The organism is Parvibaculum sp. MBR-TMA-1.3b-4.2 (genome assembly GCF_053628815.1).
The window spans coordinates 135,726-153,508 of the sequence record NZ_JBRJHC010000001.1; the positions used below are offsets into that span (position 1 = coordinate 135,726).

Annotated in this window: 18 protein-coding genes; 14 read left to right on the plus strand and 4 right to left on the minus strand. The window is 61.8% G+C overall.

Annotation, left to right across the window (positions count from 1 at the left end; translation table 11 throughout):
• Position 1 precedes the first annotated feature (1 nt).
• A complete protein-coding gene (gene motA, locus ACSSVQ_RS00765; RefSeq protein ID WP_454180423.1) occupies positions 2 to 862 on the minus strand; it encodes a flagellar motor stator protein MotA in 861 nt (286 codons plus the stop codon).
• 250 nt (positions 863 to 1,112) lie between these two features.
• On the opposite strand from motA, the gene ACSSVQ_RS00770 reads away from it, so the two are divergent.
• Complete coding sequence (locus tag ACSSVQ_RS00770; RefSeq protein WP_293327017.1) at positions 1,113 to 1,613, plus strand: flavin reductase family protein; 501 nt, start codon at positions 1,113 to 1,115, stop codon at positions 1,611 to 1,613.
• Between the two features lie 9 nt (positions 1,614 to 1,622).
• Here ACSSVQ_RS00770 and ACSSVQ_RS00775 read toward each other — a convergent pair whose 3' ends face one another.
• Together ACSSVQ_RS00775 and ACSSVQ_RS00780 are read right to left on the minus strand one after the other, a co-directional pair.
• Positions 1,623 to 4,100: an ATP-binding protein gene (locus tag ACSSVQ_RS00775; RefSeq protein WP_454180424.1), complete on the minus strand. Its 2,478-nt coding sequence runs from the start codon at positions 4,098 to 4,100 to the stop codon at positions 1,623 to 1,625.
• A 214-nt stretch (positions 4,101 to 4,314) separates the two neighbouring features.
• Positions 4,315 to 4,875: a MarR family winged helix-turn-helix transcriptional regulator gene (locus ACSSVQ_RS00780; RefSeq protein WP_454180425.1), complete on the minus strand. Its 561-nt coding sequence runs from the start codon at positions 4,873 to 4,875 to the stop codon at positions 4,315 to 4,317.
• A gap of 235 nt (positions 4,876 to 5,110) precedes the next feature.
• Between ACSSVQ_RS00780 and ACSSVQ_RS00785 the strand changes: the two genes are divergently transcribed.
• The 7 genes from ACSSVQ_RS00785 to ACSSVQ_RS00815 all read left to right on the plus strand — a co-directional run bounded on the left by ACSSVQ_RS00785 (position 5,111) and on the right by ACSSVQ_RS00815 (position 10,373).
• Positions 5,111 to 5,905 (plus strand): MotA/TolQ/ExbB proton channel family protein, encoded by a 795-nt coding sequence (locus ACSSVQ_RS00785; RefSeq protein ID WP_454180426.1) that lies wholly within the window; start codon positions 5,111 to 5,113, stop codon positions 5,903 to 5,905.
• 25 nt (positions 5,906 to 5,930) lie between these two features.
• The gene (locus ACSSVQ_RS00790; RefSeq protein ID WP_454180427.1) at positions 5,931 to 6,347 is read left to right on the plus strand and encodes an ExbD/TolR family protein; all 417 of its coding nucleotides are present in this window, start codon (positions 5,931 to 5,933) and stop codon (positions 6,345 to 6,347) included.
• Positions 6,344 to 6,760 carry an ExbD/TolR family protein gene (locus tag ACSSVQ_RS00795; RefSeq protein ID WP_454180428.1) on the plus strand — a complete coding sequence of 139 codons (417 nt, stop codon included), beginning with the start codon at positions 6,344 to 6,346 and terminating at the stop codon, positions 6,758 to 6,760. The genes ACSSVQ_RS00790 and ACSSVQ_RS00795 overlap by 4 nt, the downstream gene beginning before the upstream one ends.
• On the plus strand, positions 6,757 to 7,617 hold the full coding sequence (locus tag ACSSVQ_RS00800; protein ID WP_454180429.1) for a hypothetical protein: 861 nt from the start codon (positions 6,757 to 6,759) through the stop codon (positions 7,615 to 7,617). The genes ACSSVQ_RS00795 and ACSSVQ_RS00800 overlap by 4 nt, the downstream gene beginning before the upstream one ends.
• An 89-nt stretch (positions 7,618 to 7,706) precedes the next feature.
• Positions 7,707 to 8,585, plus strand: a complete 879-nt coding sequence (locus ACSSVQ_RS00805; protein ID WP_454184622.1) for an NAD(P)-dependent oxidoreductase — start codon at positions 7,707 to 7,709, stop codon at positions 8,583 to 8,585.
• Positions 8,586 to 8,623: 38 nt separating this feature from the next.
• Complete coding sequence (locus tag ACSSVQ_RS00810; RefSeq protein ID WP_454180430.1) at positions 8,624 to 9,805, plus strand: type III PLP-dependent enzyme; 1,182 nt, start codon at positions 8,624 to 8,626, stop codon at positions 9,803 to 9,805.
• Positions 9,806 to 9,908: 103 nt separating this feature from the next.
• Positions 9,909 to 10,373 carry a TetR/AcrR family transcriptional regulator gene (locus ACSSVQ_RS00815; RefSeq protein ID WP_454180431.1) on the plus strand — a complete coding sequence of 155 codons (465 nt, stop codon included), beginning with the start codon at positions 9,909 to 9,911 and terminating at the stop codon, positions 10,371 to 10,373.
• Positions 10,374 to 10,376: 3 nt separating this feature from the next.
• Here ACSSVQ_RS00815 and hemB read toward each other — a convergent pair whose 3' ends face one another.
• Entirely contained in the window at positions 10,377 to 11,369 is a 993-nt protein-coding gene (gene hemB / locus ACSSVQ_RS00820; protein WP_454180432.1) for a porphobilinogen synthase, read from the minus strand.
• A gap of 192 nt (positions 11,370 to 11,561) precedes the next feature.
• On the opposite strand from hemB, the gene ACSSVQ_RS00825 reads away from it, so the two are divergent.
• The 6 genes from ACSSVQ_RS00825 to ACSSVQ_RS00850 all read left to right on the plus strand — a co-directional run bounded on the left by ACSSVQ_RS00825 (position 11,562) and on the right by ACSSVQ_RS00850 (position 17,707).
• A complete protein-coding gene (locus ACSSVQ_RS00825) occupies positions 11,562 to 12,701 on the plus strand; it encodes an isobutyryl-CoA dehydrogenase (RefSeq protein WP_454180433.1) in 1,140 nt (379 codons plus the stop codon).
• A gap of 14 nt (positions 12,702 to 12,715) precedes the next feature.
• A complete protein-coding gene (locus tag ACSSVQ_RS00830; RefSeq protein WP_454180434.1) occupies positions 12,716 to 13,762 on the plus strand; it encodes an enoyl-CoA hydratase/isomerase family protein in 1,047 nt (348 codons plus the stop codon).
• A 49-nt stretch (positions 13,763 to 13,811) separates the two neighbouring features.
• Complete coding sequence (gene mmsB, locus ACSSVQ_RS00835) at positions 13,812 to 14,708, plus strand: 3-hydroxyisobutyrate dehydrogenase (protein ID WP_454180435.1); 897 nt, start codon at positions 13,812 to 13,814, stop codon at positions 14,706 to 14,708.
• A gap of 144 nt (positions 14,709 to 14,852) precedes the next feature.
• Positions 14,853 to 15,365, plus strand: a complete 513-nt coding sequence (gene ldtR, locus ACSSVQ_RS00840; RefSeq protein ID WP_454184623.1) for a transcriptional regulator LdtR — start codon at positions 14,853 to 14,855, stop codon at positions 15,363 to 15,365.
• A gap of 189 nt (positions 15,366 to 15,554) precedes the next feature.
• Positions 15,555 to 16,886, plus strand: coding sequence for a L,D-transpeptidase family protein (locus ACSSVQ_RS00845; RefSeq protein WP_454180436.1), 1,332 nt, complete (start codon positions 15,555 to 15,557; stop codon positions 16,884 to 16,886).
• A 38-nt stretch (positions 16,887 to 16,924) separates the two neighbouring features.
• On the plus strand, positions 16,925 to 17,707 hold the full coding sequence (locus tag ACSSVQ_RS00850; protein WP_454180437.1) for a glycerophosphodiester phosphodiesterase: 783 nt from the start codon (positions 16,925 to 16,927) through the stop codon (positions 17,705 to 17,707).
• Positions 17,708 to 17,783: the final 76 nt, after the last annotated feature.

Here is a 17,783-nt window from a genome sequence, read left to right on the forward strand (position 1 = left end):
TTTAGGCTGCCTGAAGGGTGGCGGTGGAGGCTTCCACCTCGGCAAAGGTCGGACGGACATCGGACATCAGCGCCTTGCGCGCGAATTCGATCGAGACGGCGGGGGCGTAGCCGGCCATATGCGCCAGAAGGCCGGCCTTCATGGAGAGATAATATTTGCCCTCCGCCTCGTAGATGTTGCGCAAGGACTGCGCCATCGGGGCGAAGAAGCCATAGGCGCAGAACACGCCGAAGAAGGTGCCGACAAGCGCGCCGCCGATCAGGTGGCCCAGCACTTCCGGCGGCTGGTCGATGGAGCCCATGGTCTTGATGACGCCCAGCACCGCGGCGACGATGCCCAGCGCCGGCGTGCCGTCGGCGAGCGCCTGGAGCGCGCTGACCATGCGCTCCTGTTCCTGATGATGGGTTTCCAGTTCCTCATCCATCAGCGCTTCGAGTTCGTAGGCATTTTCCGTGCCCAGCGTAATCATGCGCAGGTAGTCGCACATGAACTCGACGGCGTGATGATCGTTTGCGAAGCCGGGAAACTGAGCGAAAATCGAGGAGTCGCCGGGGTTTTCCACATGGGCTTCCAGCGCCAGATTGCCCTTGCTCTTGGCGAGCTTGAAGAGCGTGTACTGAAGGCCGAGAAGCTCCAGATAGGCGTCCTTGGTGTAGCGAGAGCCGCGTCCGAGCGTGGCAAAGGTCGAGCCCATGGATTTCAGCACGGATCCCGGATTGCCAATCACGAAAGCGCCGATCGCGGCACCCAAAATGATGACGAATTCGAAGGGCTGGAACAGCACTTCGAGGTGGGCGCCCATCGCGGCATAACCGCCAAAGACGCTAACGACTACTACCAAAAGCCCGACTATCAGCCGCATTGCCCAAATGCTTCCTTGATATTTTTCCCCCGGTCGCTTTCTGCGATCCGGCGCCACACGTCCACATATTGGGGGAGGGCCTGTTAACAGGCGGTTTAACCAAAATGCTTTGCATCGACGCATTGGTGATTTGCGCCGATGGTTGGTTGCGCGCCTCTCAGGGCATTTCTACAACCGAATATCCGGCAGTTTTCTGCCGCCTTGTGCGCAAGCTGGCCGCGACTGGAGTATATCGGAGATGGATTTTCCCATGAGCGCGACCGAAGGTTCGGTACTGGATCAGCGTAAATTCCGCGATGCGCTGGGATGTTTCGCCACTGGTGTGGCGGTGGTGACCACGGCCACCGATGGAGAGCCTATCGGCCTCACCATCAATTCCTTTTCGTCCGTCTCGCTCGACCCGCCGCTCGTCCTGTGGTGCCTGGACAAGAATTCCGACACGCTGGAGATCTTCCAGAAGAGCAAGGCCTTCACGGTCAATGTGCTGCGCGACGCGCATATGGAGGTGTCCAACAAGCTGGCCAAGCCGGGAGACCACAGCCTTGAAGGCGTCGAGACGATCGGCGGGGTGAACGGTTGTCCGCGCCTCGTTCAGGCGCTTGCGCATTTCGAGTGCGAGGTCGATGCGAAGCACGATGCGGGCGATCACATCATTTTCGTCGGCCGTGTGCTGCATTTCGATCGGGCCGTGGAGGGCGACCCGCTCGTCTATCACCGCGGCTCCTACCGGGCGCTTTCGGTCGAGGACTGATCGCGGGGGTCATGCCCGGAAGCGGTTTTCCGGCTTTTCCTCCAAGGACACCTTGTAGCGCTCCTCGAAATTCTTTCGGGTTTCCTGGATCGTCGGCTTGAGCCGTGTCACGAGGCCTTCGAATTTTTCCTTCTCGGGTTCATTGGCGACCAGGCGCTGCAGTTCGGCGGCGAGCATCCCCAGTCTCTTAGCACCGAAATTCAGCGCCGTTCCCTTCAGCGAGTGCAATGTCGCCCGCGATTCCTCCGGCTTTCCTCCTGCCAGGTCGCGTCGCAGCTTGTCGGCAAAGCAGTCGAAGGCTTCGAAAGACGAGATGACGAGCGTTCCGAGCGCTCCGGAGCCGAGTCGGTGTTCCAGTTCGTCGAGCTGGGCACTCTCGCGCAAGGGCACGTTTTGTAGTTCCCGCTCAAAGAGGGTGAGTTCGGACGGTATCGGCGTCACGTCCGGCGCGTGTTTGGTCTTTTTTTGCGTGTGATCGCGAAGCGCCTTTTGCAGGACCGCCCAGTTGATCGGTTTGGTCAGGAATTCGGTGAGGCCAATATCGAGATATTGCTGGCGCCGTTCCAGGATCGCATCGGCGGTCAGTGCGATGATGGGCATTTTCGCCGCTTCCGTTCCCAACGCGCGAATGTGCTGTGTGGCCTCGACACCGTCCATGACCGGCATGTTCATGTCGAAGACGGCGGCGTCGAAATGTGCGCTCTGGACCGCCTTCAGGGCTTCCGCGCCATTTTCGACCAGCGTGACGTTGTAGCCCATGCGGCTCAGCATGCCGTCGAGCAGCATGCCGTTGACCTCATTATCCTCGGCCACGAGTATGCGCTGCCCGTCGGACATCTCTTCATCCGGATAGGGTTCCGCAAGCTTTCTTCCCGCGGCTGCGGTGTCGCCGGATGCGAGTGGAAATCGAACCTCGAAGCGGAATGTCGACCCGCGATAGGGTTCGCTTTCGACCTCGATTTCACCACCCATTGTCTCGACGAGTCGCTTGCAGATGGAAAGGCCGAGGCCGGTGCCGCCATAGAGGCGTGTCACATTCTTGTCGGCCTGACTGAAGGCTTCGAAAATGTGGTCGATCTTGTCCGGTGCGATTCCGACGCCTGTGTCGGATACCTCGAAGCGCAGCGTCGCGCTGTCGGCGTCCGTGGAGACAGCGTGGCAACCCAGCGTGACCGAGCCCTCGCGGGTGAATTTGATCGCGTTGGAAACGAGATTGGTCAGCACCTGCCGCATTCTTGTGGGGTCGCACAGAACGGCGGGCAGGGAGATGTCGGAATCGACACGGATCGCGACGCCTTTCTTCTGCGCCACGGGCAGGTTTGTCGACGCGATGGAGTCGACCAGTTCGCGAGGCTGCAGCGGAATACTTTCCAGCGTCAGCCGGCCTGCTTCCACCTTCGACAGGTCCAGTACGTCGTTGAGCAGCGTCAGAAGGTTATCGGCGCACTGGCGTGACTGGCGCAGATAGGACTTCTGCTCGTCTGTGAGGCTGGTCGTCCCCAGCATGTCGAGCATGCCGAAGATGCCGGTCATCGGCGTGCGCAGCTCGTGAGACATGGTGGCCAGAAAGCGGGATTTGGTTTGGTTGGCGCTGTCTGCGTCCCTGCGCGCCTGGAGAAGGCGTTCATAGGCAGCCATTTTCTGCAGCTCGCTCGAAATCCACTGTTCGAACTGACGCATGAACTCCTTGTCCCGCGCCGTGAACGGCACGCTCTTGGTCGTGGGGCTGGAGAAGTTCACGGTGCCGTACAACTTGCCGTCTACGGTGAGCGGTATGCCGATATAGGTTTCGAGCTGGAATTCCCGATAGCAGGGATGGCGGGCGATTTTGCTGTTCCCGGCATTGTGGAAGGCCGTGACATCGTTCGCGGTCAAAGTATGGATGCAATAGGTGTTGTTCAGCTGGAAAACGCTTCCCCGTTCGAGGCTGCGGTCGGGCGATGTTGCATATTCTATTGTGTATTCGTCGCCTTTGACTCGCGCGACGATGCCGAACTCCAGCGAAAAATGCTGCGCACCGAGTTCCAGGATGGCCTGAATTTTCTGTTCGATGGTGCGCCGCTGGTCCGTCGAGATGTCGTAAAGCGCGTGCAGGCTTTTCTCGACGCGAGCCTCGTCGCTCATATCCCTGATCAGACCGAAGTGGCCGAGAACTTCGCCGTCCTCCCCACGCACGGGACCGGCAATCGTTTCGCCCTGGAATATCTCGCCCGATTTGCGCTTGTAGTCGACGCGATAGCTCGATGTGCCTTCCCGCGCGGAGTCGTTGAAGCGCAGCTTTCCCTGCTCGTGAAACTGCGTTTCGTCGGCATAGAATATGGATGTCGGTTGGCCGAGGAGCTCGTCCTCTTCATATCCGAAGATCTCGAGAGTGGACGGATTCACACTGACGATGCGACGGTCCGTATCCGCGAAGATGGCGGCTTCCCTCGCGCCCTTGAAAAGGGCGTCGACGAGTTCTTTGCGCGTGAAGGTTTCTCTCAACATGACTATGGGGTGACCTGACCGGGATTATGATGCCCGTGGCGGCTCTCAGACGTTGCTGACGGACCCCTCCCGCAACGGTGTATATCGAATACTAGTACTATGCGGGTTTCTGAAATCTAAAAATTAATGTGTCTTATTCGGCCGATGCGTGTGATCCAGATTTCTATAAATCACTCGTTTATGCGCCTGTCGCGGTCAAAGCGGGTGCGTTTTACTACGCGCTACGATGCTTGCGGTTTGCAGGGGATGTGGTCGCCAGGGCGCTTTTGTCGATGATGGTGGCGGGGCTTTCGTTTTCGTCGTCCCCTTTGGCCAGATTGGCATGCATGCGGGCGAGGCAATTCAGCATGATCGTATAGTCTTCCGGTGCGATGCCTTCAGTCGCGATCCGGTGGATGTCGTCGAAAGCGCCGCGTGCGCGGGGTGCTTGCATACGCAGAAAGGGCGTGACGCGAATGCATTTGGCCCGGCCGTCGGTCGGATGCGCTTCGCGCGTGACGAGGTTCATCGCTTCCAGTTCCGCAATGTGAAGGCCCACCGACACTTTGTGCATGGCGAGCAGGTTTGCGAGTTCGGTCTGCGTCAGGCCGTCTTCCTCCACGAGCGCGATCAGGATGCGGTTCTGGTTCCGGTTCAGGCCGGTTGCGTCGTCGTAGCGCGTTGCCAGTTCCTCGCCCACGGCGGTCAGCAACTGGGCGAAATAGGTGGAGGACATTTCATCGGCAGTGTCGTCCGGTACCGCCGTTTTTACGCGGTCCCTTTTGGTTTCTGCCATTGGGTTACCCTCTTATTTCATTCTTCGAATATGGCGTAACCGGCGGTCCGGAGGCAGACCGATCGCGCGTAAATTTATTTTGACGCATAACCACAATGTGGCGCTTGACCGGAGCGGTCAACGATGATTTCGTAAAGATTAATTACTAAAAGCCGGTCGCCGAAATGACAAAATGGCGGGTTTATCATAGAATCTGCCGGGGGGATGGGACCGGAGGGATGAGGGAGGAGTACAGATGCCGGATGCTGCTCAGACGGCTGCCGACGCGACGGTGGCTGCCAATAGTGGTGCGGATGCTGCGGCCACGGGTGCCGATCAGGCGGCGGGGACCATTCACGGTGCGGCCAATGCGCTTGCCGCAGGGGGCGCGGATCCCTGGTACAGCCTGTCGTCTCTGGTGGACAAGGGCGGCGTCATCGTCGTCATCCTTATCGTGCTGTCGGTTATTTCCGCCGCGGTCATTCTGCTGAAGCTCTGGCAGTTCTGGCGCTCGGATCTGAAGCGGCGCAATTTCGTCGATCCGGCCGTGGACAAGGTCGAGGCGGGCGACCCGGAAGGGGCTCTCGCGATCCTCTCCAAATACAAGACCCCGCTGTCGCGGGCCATGGCGGCCGGCGTTCGCGCCAAGGCGCGTGGCGACCTGCGCGACGAGGATGTCGCGGCGGAGATTTCCCGTGTCGGGGCCGTCGAACTTGGGGCCTTGCAGCGTCATTTCCGCTGGCTGGAAGTGATCGGCAATATCTCGCCCTTGCTCGGCCTGCTGGGCACGGTCATCGGGATGATCGAGGCGTTCCAGCAGCTTGAGGAATCCGGCTCCAAGGTCGATCCGGCATTGCTGTCGGGCGGCATCTGGCAGGCGCTTCTGACCACCGCTGTCGGCCTTATCGTGGCGCTTCCGGCGATCACGGCTCTCAACCTCTTCGAGGGCCGTGTCGATCAGGTCCGGCTTTCGATGCGCGATGCATCCGCCCGGATTCTCGCCGCGCTTCACGCCCGTCCCATGAGCCGGCCCGCCAAGGCGGCGGACTGAGCGGGACACAGCCGGAGCAAGCGCCATGGCAGATGCCTTCGACGTACCGGTCAAGCGGCGGCGGATGATGAGCCTCACGCCGCTGATCGACGTCGTCTTTCAGTTGCTGATCTTCTTCATGCTCACCACGAGCTTCCTGCAGACGCAGGCGCTTTCCGTGGTGACCCCGGCGGCGGACCAGAAGGAGCTGCCGGAGGATGCGCGTGTGGTCGAGATCTGGCTGATGGGCGACAGGTCGCTGCGCGTGGACGGCGATCCGGTTTCGTCGGCGGGTCTGGCAGACGCGGTCCGCGCCAAGATCGGCGACCGGACCGACATGACGGTCACCATTCTGGCGGAGAGGGATTCGCGCACGCAGCAATTGGTGCGCGCGGTGGAAGCGGCGCGTGAGGCGGGCGCGACGAATGTCGGCACGGCAAGGGTGGAGCGTCTGGGCAAATGATCGAATTCGACGAACAGGATGGCGCGCCTGCACCGCGGCGGGAGTTCGAGACGACGATCCCGCTCATCAATGTCGTGTTCCTGCTGCTGATCTTCTTTCTGCTGGCGGGCACGTTGGGCGAGACCAGCGAAGTGGGCGTGAACCTGCCGAGCGGGACGATCGACGATCCGGCCCCGCCGCAAAAGGTCACGCTCTATGTCGAGGCGGACGGTTTCGTCTGGGTCGGCGATCAGGTGATGGAGCCTTCGCTCGCGGGCTTCATGCTGAAGGACTTCATGAAGGACAAGGACAAGTCGCGCGTGTCCATCAAGGCCGACCAGGCCGCGCCCGCCGAAAGCGTGCTGACGCTGATGGAAGGGTTGCGCGGTGCCGGCGTGCAACAGGTGACGTTGCTGACGGAGCGCGGCTCATGAGCGTGGCGTGGGACGAAAACGCGACCGCCGTGCCGCAGCCGCGCCTGCGCGGCTTTATTGTCGCGGCGGTGCTGCTGCATCTGGCGCTGTTCTTCTGGCTGACCATGGCGGGCGGCATTTTCGGCGGCCCCGGTCCGGGTGGCGGCGATTCCGTGACCTTCCAGCTTGCCGCGGGCTCGATGAACGATCGTTACGCCGCGCCGCGTCCGCGCAAGGCGGCGGCGAAACCGCAGCCGAAACCGGAAGTGAAGAAGCCGGAACCGCCCAAGCCGAAGCCGGAACAGGCGGTGCGCAAGGCGGACAAGCCCTTGCCCAAGCCGGAGCGGAAACCCGAACCCACGCCCCAACCGCAGGAAGAGCCGCAGGCCTCCGCGGGCAATGGCGTCGAGGGCGGCAAAGGCGGTGGCGCCGGGGGCGATGCAAAAAAGACCATCCTCAACCGCAAGGGCAATGCGCTCACCGGCGGGCAGATCCGTTCCCACATGATGGGCAAGACGCTGAAGCTCGAGATGGGCCGTATCGAACGGCAGGGCTCCAACAAGCTCATCAACATGACGCTGGAACTCGATGCCGACGGCAGCATGGAAGTGGAGCTGACCCAGTATCTCGCCACGAACTATCTGAAGGAATATTCCAGCGAGAAGCATAAATCCGGGTCGGGCAAATGGTGGATCGAGGATAACCGCTTCTGCTTCAGCTCGTCGGAGATCCAGTACGGCGCCGAGGACTGCTTCGACATGACGCTGGATGGCGACCTTCTGCGCCTCTATTACGCGCCCTGTTCGGCACGGTCCTCGCTCATCTGCCGCAGCGGCGATCTCGCCGGCCAGGGGCGCATCGTCATGACGTCCCGCTGAGGCGCGCCACGCGTCTTTTGGACGGCCCAGATTTCGCCTGATACATATGCCACTCCTTTGCGGATCGAAGATGGAGTGACGATATGGCGATGAAGGTGGCGTTTCTGGGTCTCGGTGTCATGGGCTATCCCATGGCGGGTCATCTCAAGAAGGCCGGTCACGAGGTCACCGTCTATAACCGAACCGCCGCCAAGGCCGAAAAATGGGTCGCCGAATATGGCGGCGCCTCCGCGCCGACGCCGAAGCAGGCCGTGGCGGGCGCGGAAATCGTGTTCGCCTGTGTCGGCAATGACGACGATCTGCGCGAGGTCGTGATCGGGCCGGACGGCGCCTATCACGGCATGGAAAGCGGGACGATTTTCGTCGATCACACCACGGCGTCTGCCGAGGTCGCGCGCGAGCTTTACGCCGCCGGGGCCGAGCGGGGCATCGCGTTCATCGACGCGCCGATTTCCGGCGGGCAGGCGGGTGCGGAGAACGGCGTCCTCACCGTCATGTGCGGCGGCGACGAGGCGCCGTTTGCGAAAGCCGAACCGGTCATCGACTGCTTTGCGCGCTCCGTGAAGCTGCTGGGCGGTTCCGGCGCGGGCCAGCTCACCAAGATGGTCAACCAGATCTGTATTGCCGGTCTCGTGGAAGGGCTTTCGGAAGGTATTCATTTCGCCAAGGCGGCGGGGCTCGATCCCGAAGCGGTCATCGAGGTCATCTCCAAGGGCGCGGCGCAGAGCTGGCAGATGGAGAACCGTTACAAGACCATGATAGAGGGCGAGTTCGATCACGGTTTCGCCGTGGACTGGATGCGCAAGGATCTGGGCATTTGTCTTGCGGAAGCGCGCCGCAACGGGTCGAGCCTGCCGGTGACGGCGCTTGTCGATCAGTTTTACGGCGAAGTGCAGAGCATGGGCGGCAATCGCTGGGATACGTCGAGCCTCATCGCGCGGCTTGAAAGCTTCAACAAGAAGAACTGAGGTCAATTGCCTAATAACAGGCAGAACAGGAGACGGCGATGAGCGAACAGCAGGTCCGCAGCAGGCAATCGCGCGAAACGCGGTTTGCATCCGTCGACGATGTGATCGACCGGCTGAACCCGTCCTATCCGGTGTTCTGTGTGTTTCCCGATATCCTGCGCGAGCGGGCGCGGACCTTTGTCGAGGGGTTCCCCGGCACGGTTCTCTATGCGGTGAAGTGCAACCCGCATCATTATGTGCTGCGCGCCTTGTCGGAAGGCGGGATCGATCATTTCGACACGGCGTCCATCTTCGAAATCGCCAGGGTGACGGAGCAGTTCCCGGATGCGCATTGCTATTTCAACCATCCGGTAAAGGGGCGCGGCGCGCTGGACAGCGCAGTCGATGTCTACGGGCTCAAGGATTTCGTCGTGGACGACATGCATGAGCTCGACAAGGTGATCCAGTATGCGGGCACCGACGTCACCATCGAGGTGCGTCTTTCCACGCCCAAGGGCAGGGCGGTCTATAATCTCTCCGCGAAATTCGGCGCGCCGCCGGATGACGGGGTGGCGCTGCTGAAGGAGGCCAACCGGCGCGGCTGCCGTACCGCGCTGGCCTTCCATGTCGGCAGCCAGTGTCTGGATCCGGATGCGTTCCGCATCGCCATGGAGCTTGCCATGGATGTCGCCGGGAAAGCGGGCGTGCCGCTCGAATATCTCGATGTGGGTGGCGGCTTCCCGGCGCGCTACAAGATGGACGTGCCGCCGCTGCAGGACTATTTCGATGTTGTCAGGGAGACGAAAGACCGGCTCGGGATCACCGTGCCGCTGATGGGCGAGCCGGGCCGTGCGCTGGTCGCCAATGGCTGCTCGGTGCTGACGCAGGTTCATCTGCGCAAGGGCAACGATCTTTATATCAATGACGGCATTTACGGCTGTCTGTCCGAAATCCGAGACGGCGACCTCGATCCCCCGGTCCGCGCCATTCGCCGCAAGAAAGGCGGGGGCGGAGAGCCGCTTGCCGATCATCTCCAGCCGTTCCGGATTTTCGGACCGACCTGCGACAGCCTCGATGTGCTGAAGCTGCCTTTCCATTTGCCGGACAATATTCAGGAAGGCGACTGGATCGAGTTCGGTCTGATGGGAGCCTATTCCATCGGTATGCAGACCGGCTTCAATGGTTTCGTCACCGATACGATCGTCCGCATCGACGGCACCCATAGCGATTTCGAGTTTTAACGATTATGTCATGTTCCGTTCACGGAGCGTTCTCCCGTTAAGGTTTACTTTCAATGTTAACGTCGATAACATTTGGGTTGTTGGGCACAAAGGGGGAACGCAGATGGCTCGGGCCCGGATGCGCGGTCAGAAGACCGCCTATCATCATGGCGACCTCAGACAGGCGCTGATGGATGCGGCGGCGACGCTCCTGGATATTCGCGGCCGCGATGCGCTGACCCTTCGCGAAGCGGCGCGGCGGGCGGGCGTTTCGGAGGCCGCGCCTTACCGTCATTTCAACAATCTGGATGCCTTGCTCGGCGCGGTCGCGGTGGAAAGCCTCGACATGCTGCTTGAAGATGTGGACGCGGTCGGCGGTGCGGCGCGAAAGAAGCGCGCCTATCTCGATTTCGCGCGCGATTTTCCCGGGCGTTACGAACTGATGTTTTCCCGGCTCGACGACAAGGCGAGCTGGGACGACCGCGCTCATGCGGTCGACCAATTGGCGGAGATGCTGGAGAGCGCGGGCGGTCTATCCGCGCTTCACGGCGAGGCCTCGCTCATGTTGGCAGGCTTTGACGGTTTCTAGGCGTCAGCCCTTCAGCAGCTTTGCCGCATGCGGGGCAAAATAGGTCAGCACGCCGTCCGCGCCCGCGCGCTTGAAGCCCAGCAGGCTTTCCAGAATCACGCGGTCCCGGTCGAGCCAGCCACGCTCGATGGCGCCGGCGATCATCGCGTATTCGCCCGACACCTGATAGGCGAAGGTCGGCATGCCGAATTCGCGCTTCACGCGGGAAACGATGTCGAGATAGGGCATGCCCGGCTTCACCATCACCATGTCGGCGCCCTCGGCAATGTCGAGCGCGACCTCGCGGATCGCCTCGTCGCCGTTTGCCGGGTCCATCTGATATGTGCGCTTGTCGCCCTTGAGCGCCGAGGTGGAACCGATCGCATCGCGGAACGGCCCGTAAAAGGCGGAGGCGTATTTCGCCGCATAGGCCATGATCTGCGTGTCGTGCCGTCCGGTTGCTTCGAGCGCCGTGCGGATCGCGGCAATGCGCCCGTCCATCATGTCCGACGGTGCGATGATGTCGCAGCCCGCTTCCACCTGATTGAGCGCCTGGCGCACCAGCACTTCCACCGTCTCGTCATTGAGGATCGTTTCCTCGCGGATAAGCCCGTCATGGCCATGGCTGGTGAAGGGGTCGAGCGCCACATCACAGAGGATGCCGATTTCGGGAAACGCCTTCTTGATGGCGCGGGTGGCGCGGCAGACGAGGTTTTCAGGATCGGTTGCGAGCGAGCCGGTTTCGTCGCGGTCTTCCGACGCCGTATAGGGAAAGAGCGCCAGCACCGGGATGCCGAGTTTGACGGCTTCCTCCGCCGCGAGCACGGCCTGATCCACGCTCAGCCGTTCCACGCCCGGCATGGTGGGCACCGCCTCGCGCTTTTTCTCGCCATCCACGAGAAAAAGCGGCCAGATGAGGTCGTTCGCGCTCAGTGCGTTCTCCGCGACCAGGCGGCGGGACCAGTCGGTACGGCGATTGCGGCGCATCCGCGTCGCGGGGAAGCTCGGTGTGGGCATGGAGTATCCTCTTTTGGGCAAAACTCTTATCCCCTGGACCGGCCTCTGGCAAATGTTCCAGTCTGCCGCTGCGGTAGCGTTAAGATGGCGCGGGGGCCTGCGTTGACAGGGGCGGGGGTGCCCAGTAAACCGCTGAAAACCCGGTGAGAAGATGGAAATTACGCCGGGAAAGCCGTCATTCGGGGAGATTCCATGGAATTCGAACTCAGCGAAGATCAGAGGGCGTTTCAGGAGGTCGCGCAGAATTTTGCCGCGTCCGAGCTTGCCCCGCATGCCGCGGAGTGGGACCGGGATGCGATCTTCCCCGTGCCGGTCATCCGCAAGGCCGCCGAACTCGGCTTTGCCGGCATTTATGTGCGCGAGGATGTGGGCGGTTCGGCGCTCAGCCGTCTCGATGCCGCGCTCATCTTCGAGGCGCTGTCGGAAGGCTGCACCTCCACCGCCGCCTTCATCTCCATCCATAATATGGCGTCCTGGATGATCGACACCTTCGGCAGCGAGGAGCAGCGCCAGCGCTGGCTGCCGCGCCTGACCTCGATGGAGATCATCGCGAGCTACTGCCTGACCGAGCCCTCCAGCGGCTCGGATGCGGCCTCGCTCAAGACGAAGGCCGTGCGCGACGGCGACCATTATGTGCTGAATGGCTCCAAGGCCTTCATCTCGGGCGCGGGCACCTCCGACATTTATGTCTGCATGGTGCGCACGGGCGGCGAGGGGGCAGGCGGCGTTTCCTGCATCGTGGTGGAAAAGGACACGCCCGGTCTTTCCTTCGGCGCGCCGGAAAAGAAGATGGGCTGGAACAGCCAGCCGACCGCGCAGGTGATTTTCGAGGATTGCCGCGTGCCGGTCGAAAACCGGATCGGCGAAGAGGGCGAAGGCTTCAAATTCGCCATGATGGGGCTCGATGGCGGACGGCTGAATATCGGCGCCTGTTCGCTCGGCACCGCCCGCGCCGCGCTGAAGCAGGCGCAGAATTACATGACCGAGCGCCAGCAGTTCGGCAAGCAGCTCGCCCAGTTCCAGGCGCTTCAGTTCAAGCTCGCCGATATGGCGACCGAACTCGAAGCCGCGCGGCTGATGATCTATCAGGCCGCGCACAAGGTGGACCGCAAGACGCCGGATGCGACGAAATTTGCCGCCATGGCCAAGCGCTTTGCGACCGACGCCGGGTTCAACGTCATCAACGACGCGCTCCAGCTTCATGGCGGTTACGGCTATCTCAAGGATTTCCCGCTGGAGCGTCATCTGCGCGATGCCCGCGTGCACCAGATTCTGGAAGGCACGAACGAGATCATGCGCGTCATCATCGCGCGCGAAATGTTCAAAGAGTAAGCGAGTGTCACTTCATGTCCGATGAAGCACCCAAGAGCGAAGAAGTCCTGTTCGAAAAGCGCGGCGTGGCGGGCATCATCACGCTGAACCGTCCCAAGGCGCTCAATGCGCTGACGCTCGGCATGGTGCGGCTCATTCATCCCCAACTCGATGCATGGGAAAAGGATGACAGCATCCAGCTCGTCATCATCGAGGGCGCGGGCGAAAAGGGCTTTTGCGCGGGCGGCGATATTCGCGCGCTGCATGATTGGGGACGCGCGAAGGACCGCACGGCGCTCGACTTCTGGAAAGAGGAATATCTCCTCAATATCGCCATCAAGCGTTTCCCGAAGCCTTATGTCGCGCTGATGGACGGCGTGAATATGGGCGGCGGCGTCGGTCTGTCCGTTCACGGATCGATGCGCATTGCGACCGAACGGCTGACCTTTGCCATGCCCGAAACCGGCATCGGCCTCTTCCCGGATGTCGGCGGCACTTATTTCCTGCCGCGCTGCCCGGGCGAAACCGGCCTTTATCTCGGCCTCACTGGCGCGCGCCTCAAGGCGGCAGATGTGATCTATGCGGGCATTGCGGACACCTATGTGCCGTCCGCCTCGCTGGAGACTTTGAAAGACCGGCTGTGCGGCGGCACGAATTTGCGCGAGGCGCTTCAGGAAGTCGAAGCGGATACGGAAACCGCGCCGCTCGCCGATTTGCATGAGGCTATCGACCGGCATTTCGTCGCGCCGTCGGTAACGGAAATCGTCGCGTCCTTGCGAAACGCAGGCGATGAATGGGCCGTGAAAACCGCAGACACCATCGAAGGCAAATCGCCGCTCAGCACGCTGGTCGCCTGCCGCCAGATCCGCGAAGGGCGCGATCTCGATTTCGAGGCGGCCATGGCGCTGGAATATCGTCTTACCCAGTCCTTCTTTGCGGGGCATGATTTTTACGAAGGCGTGCGCGCGACCATTCTCGACAAGGATGGCGCGCCGCAATGGAAACCGGCGACGCTTGCCGATGTGACACCCGATGAAATCGAAACTTACTTCTCGGGCGACGGCAAGGAAGCGCTGCTTTAGGGCCCGGCGCAACAAGGGCCCCTAAAAGTTCAGGCAGGAGGAGACGACAATGGCGGCAATCGGATTTATCGGTCTCGGCAATATGGGCGGCCCCATGGCGCTCAACCTCGTGAAAGCGGGGCACAAGCTTACCGTCTTCGACCTGTCGAAGGATGCTGTCGCAAAGCTTGTCGAGGCGGGCGCAAGCGCGGCGTCGACCGCTGCCGATGTGGTGAAGGGCGCGGAGTTCGTCGTCACCATGCTGCCCGCGGGCGCGCATGTGAAATCGGTCTATCTGGGCGAAGACGGCCTGCTTGCCGCCGCCGGGAAAGGCACGCTCTTCATCGACAGCTCCACCATCGACGTGCCCTCGGCACGCGAGGTGATTGCCGCGGCAGAAGAGGCGGGCATGCTGATGGTCGATGCGCCGGTGTCGGGCGGCGTCGGCGGCGCGGAGGCCGGCACGCTCACCTTCATGGTCGGCGGCGAGGCATCGGCCTTCGAGAAGGCAGAGCCCGTGCTCGACGTCATGGGCAAGAATATCTTCCATGCGGGGCAGGCGGGGAACGGTCAGGTCGCCAAGGTCTGCAACAATATGATCCTCGGCATTTCCATGATCGGCGTCTGCGAAGCCTTCAATCTCGGCGAGAAGCTGGGGCTCGATGCACAGACCCTCTTCGACATTTCCTCCACCGCCTCGGGCCAGTGCTGGTCCATGACCTCCTATTGCCCGGTGCCGGGCCCGGTTCCGGCTGCGCCCTCAAACCGCAATTACCAGCCGGGCTTTTCGGCGGGCATGATGCTCAAGGATCTCCGCCTTGCGCAGGAGGCCGCGACGGGCGTCAGGGCGGCGACCCCGCTCGGCGGCGCGGCGGAGCAGCTCTATACGCTGATGGAGGCGGCAGGCGCGGATTCCCTCGATTTTTCGGGGATCATCCAGCTCATTCAGGGGAAATTGGGCAAATAAGCCTGCAATTGGCTCAAATCCGCACGGAAATGAACGGGCTTTAAGCCATCATTAGGACCGCGCAGCTATGTTTTTCGGCGAGTCGGGTCAGAAGACCCGGATGTGTAACAGCTTGCTTGGGCCGAATTCATGGGTGCCACACAAATGAAGCCGAACCCGGTTATCCGCGACGGTGAAGACGCCAATCAGAATGACGAAGCGTCCAAAACGACCTATCTGGAAGCTCTGACCTATGTCGAGCGTCTGCATCGCCGCCTCCTCGATGTGATCAAGGATGAGCTGGAGCGCCAGGATTGCTCCGAAATCAACTCCGTCCAGGCGTTGCTGCTCTTCAATATCGGCGATTCGGAAATGACGGCGGGCGAATTGAAGACGCGCGGCCATTATCTGGGCTCCAATGTCTCCTACAACCTGAAGAAGCTTGTGGAGACGGGCTATATCAATCACCAGCGCTCCAATGTGGACCGCCGTTCGGTGCGTGTGCGCCTGACGGACAAGGGCCGCGAGATCTGCGCGGTGATCGACCAGCTTTACGACAAGCATTGCGGCCAGATCGCCGAAGTGGGCGACGTCTCGGTGGAAGAGCTGCGTCAGCTCAACCAGACGCTTTTCAAGCTTGAACGCTTCTGGACCGACCAGATCCGCTATCGCCTCTGAGGCGCGGCTTGCATGAGGGTTGCATGGGGAGGACATGTGTCGCCCCCCGATGCACCTATCTGCAACACCGGGTGCCTTTTTCGGCCATGTCGGGCGCGGCGGGTTATGAATAATCGCGCTCCCTGTCCCAAAATGGTAAACATGCCGGGCGCGCGCCGTTAAGCGCGCAGGGCTGGAAAGAGCAGGTCGGTGGTTCGTTTTTTCTCATATATGCCGTTCAGGGCCGTTTCGACGGCGCTCTTTGCGCTTTGTCTCGTCGCCGCCGTTTCGGCGGGCGCGCGGGCGCAAGGGCTCGACGGCTCTGCCGATGCCTGGGTCGATCCCTGGGATGCCCCGGCGGTGGACGATGCGGGGATGTCCACGGCGGATGCGCCCGGCAGCGCCGCCGCGGCGGCCGACGAGATCGACGAGGTGCCGGTCGCCCAGAGCGTGGCGCCGACGCTTGGCAGCAACGCCGTCCAGCGCATGGACCGTGCGATCGCGCTTTACGAGAAAATCAGGAGCTGGGGCGGCTGGCCCCGCATTCCGCAGGGCGAGAAGCTCGAACTCGGCATCACCGACCGGCGCGTCGCGCTGCTGCGCGAGCGGCTGGTGGCGGGCGGCGACATGACGGCCTCCAAGGCCGATCCCTTTCTTTTCACGCCGCAGGTTGATGTCGCGGTGAAGCGCTTTCAGCGTCGCAACGGGTTGAAGCCCGATGGGGTGGTCGGTCCGCGCACGCTCGAAATGATGAATGTGCCGGTATCGCGGCGTATCGCCCAGCTTCGCCAGAACCGCTCCCGGCTCGTGGAGATGGTTGCCAAGGTGGCGGGCAGCAAACGCTATGTCTTCGTGAACATTGCCGCGCAGGAAGTGGAGGCGGTTGCCGATAACCGCGTCGAGTTCCGCCAGCGTGTCGTCGTCGGCAAGCGGGACCGGCAGACGCCGGAACTGTCGAGCGCCATCAGCTCGGTCATTCTGAACCCCTACTGGTTCGTGCCGAAATCCATCGCGGTTAAGGACAAGCTCTCCAAGATCAAGGCCGATCCGGGCTATCTGAAGCGCGCCGGCTTCAAGCTGATGGCGGGCTGGGGCGCGACTGCGCGCGAGATCAATCCCTATTCGGTCAACTGGTCGGCGGACACCTTCAACCGCTATTACCTGCGGCAGGATCCGGGCAAGTGGAATGCGCTGGGACGGGTGAAGATCGACTTCCCCAATCAGCATGCGGTCTATCTGCACGACACGCCGACGCGCTATCTCTTCCAGCTCAGCTCACGCAGCTTTTCGTCCGGTTGCGTGCGTGTGAAGGAAGTCCGCACGCTTGCCTCATGGCTTCTCGAAGGCAAGGATGGCTGGAACCGGGCGCGCATCGACGCCACCATTGCCAAAGGCTACCTTCAGGCAGTCAGCCTGAAACAGGCTGTGCCGATCCACCTGAAATACATCACCGCCTGGGTGGATGGCGACGGCATGGTCAATTTCCGCCCGGACATCTATAATCGCGACAGCCTCTACAGCACTGCGAACGCGCAGTACTGAAAAGTATTGCGAGAACAGAACGGGCGGACGAAATTCAGGTGACACGCCCCTCCCGATTTCCCTATCTCGAATTCGACGGCCTTCTCGCTTTCGCGCATCGCGGCGGTGCGGGCGCCTGGCCGGAAAACACCATGCCCGCCTTTCAGGGCGCGGTGGATCTCGGCTATCGCTATATCGAGACCGATGTCCATGCAACGCGGGACGGTGTGCTGCTTGCCTTTCACGACGACCGGCTCGACCGGGTGACGGACCGCTCGGGCCTCATCCGCGAGATGGATTATGACGAGGTGAAGCTGGCGCGGGTCGCGGGCGAGGAGCCGATCCCGCTCTTTGCCGACATGCTCACCGCCTGGCCCGATCTCAGGATCAATATCGACCCGAAGCTCGACAATGCGGTGGAGCCGCTGATCCGCGTTCTGCGCGAGCAGGGCGCCATCGAGCGCGTCTGTGTGAATTCCTTTTCAGACAAGCGAACCGCCGCCATTCGCGAGGCGCTGGGGCCGGATCTGTGTACCGGCACCGGTCCGCTGGGGACGGCGCGCCTGCGTTTTTCGAGCTGGAGCGGGCCGCTGGGCGTCCTCTGGGGCGGGTTTGAGGCCGGATGCGCCCAATTGCCCGTCAGCCAGCACGGCATCCCCATCGCCGACCGGCTGCTCGTCAAGCGCGCCCATGAGCTGGGGATGCAGGTTCATGTCTGGACCATCGACGATCCGGACGAAATGCGGCGCCTGATCGATATCGGGGTGGACGGGCTGATGACCGATGAGCCGAAAATCCTGAAATCGGTTCTGCAAGAGCGGGGGCTTTGGGGCTCGTCCTGATCTCCCTTCGATGCTAAGAAAATAATGCGACAATTCGCGTGTGGCCCCTTATTTTCAAAGGGTTAATTTGCGGATC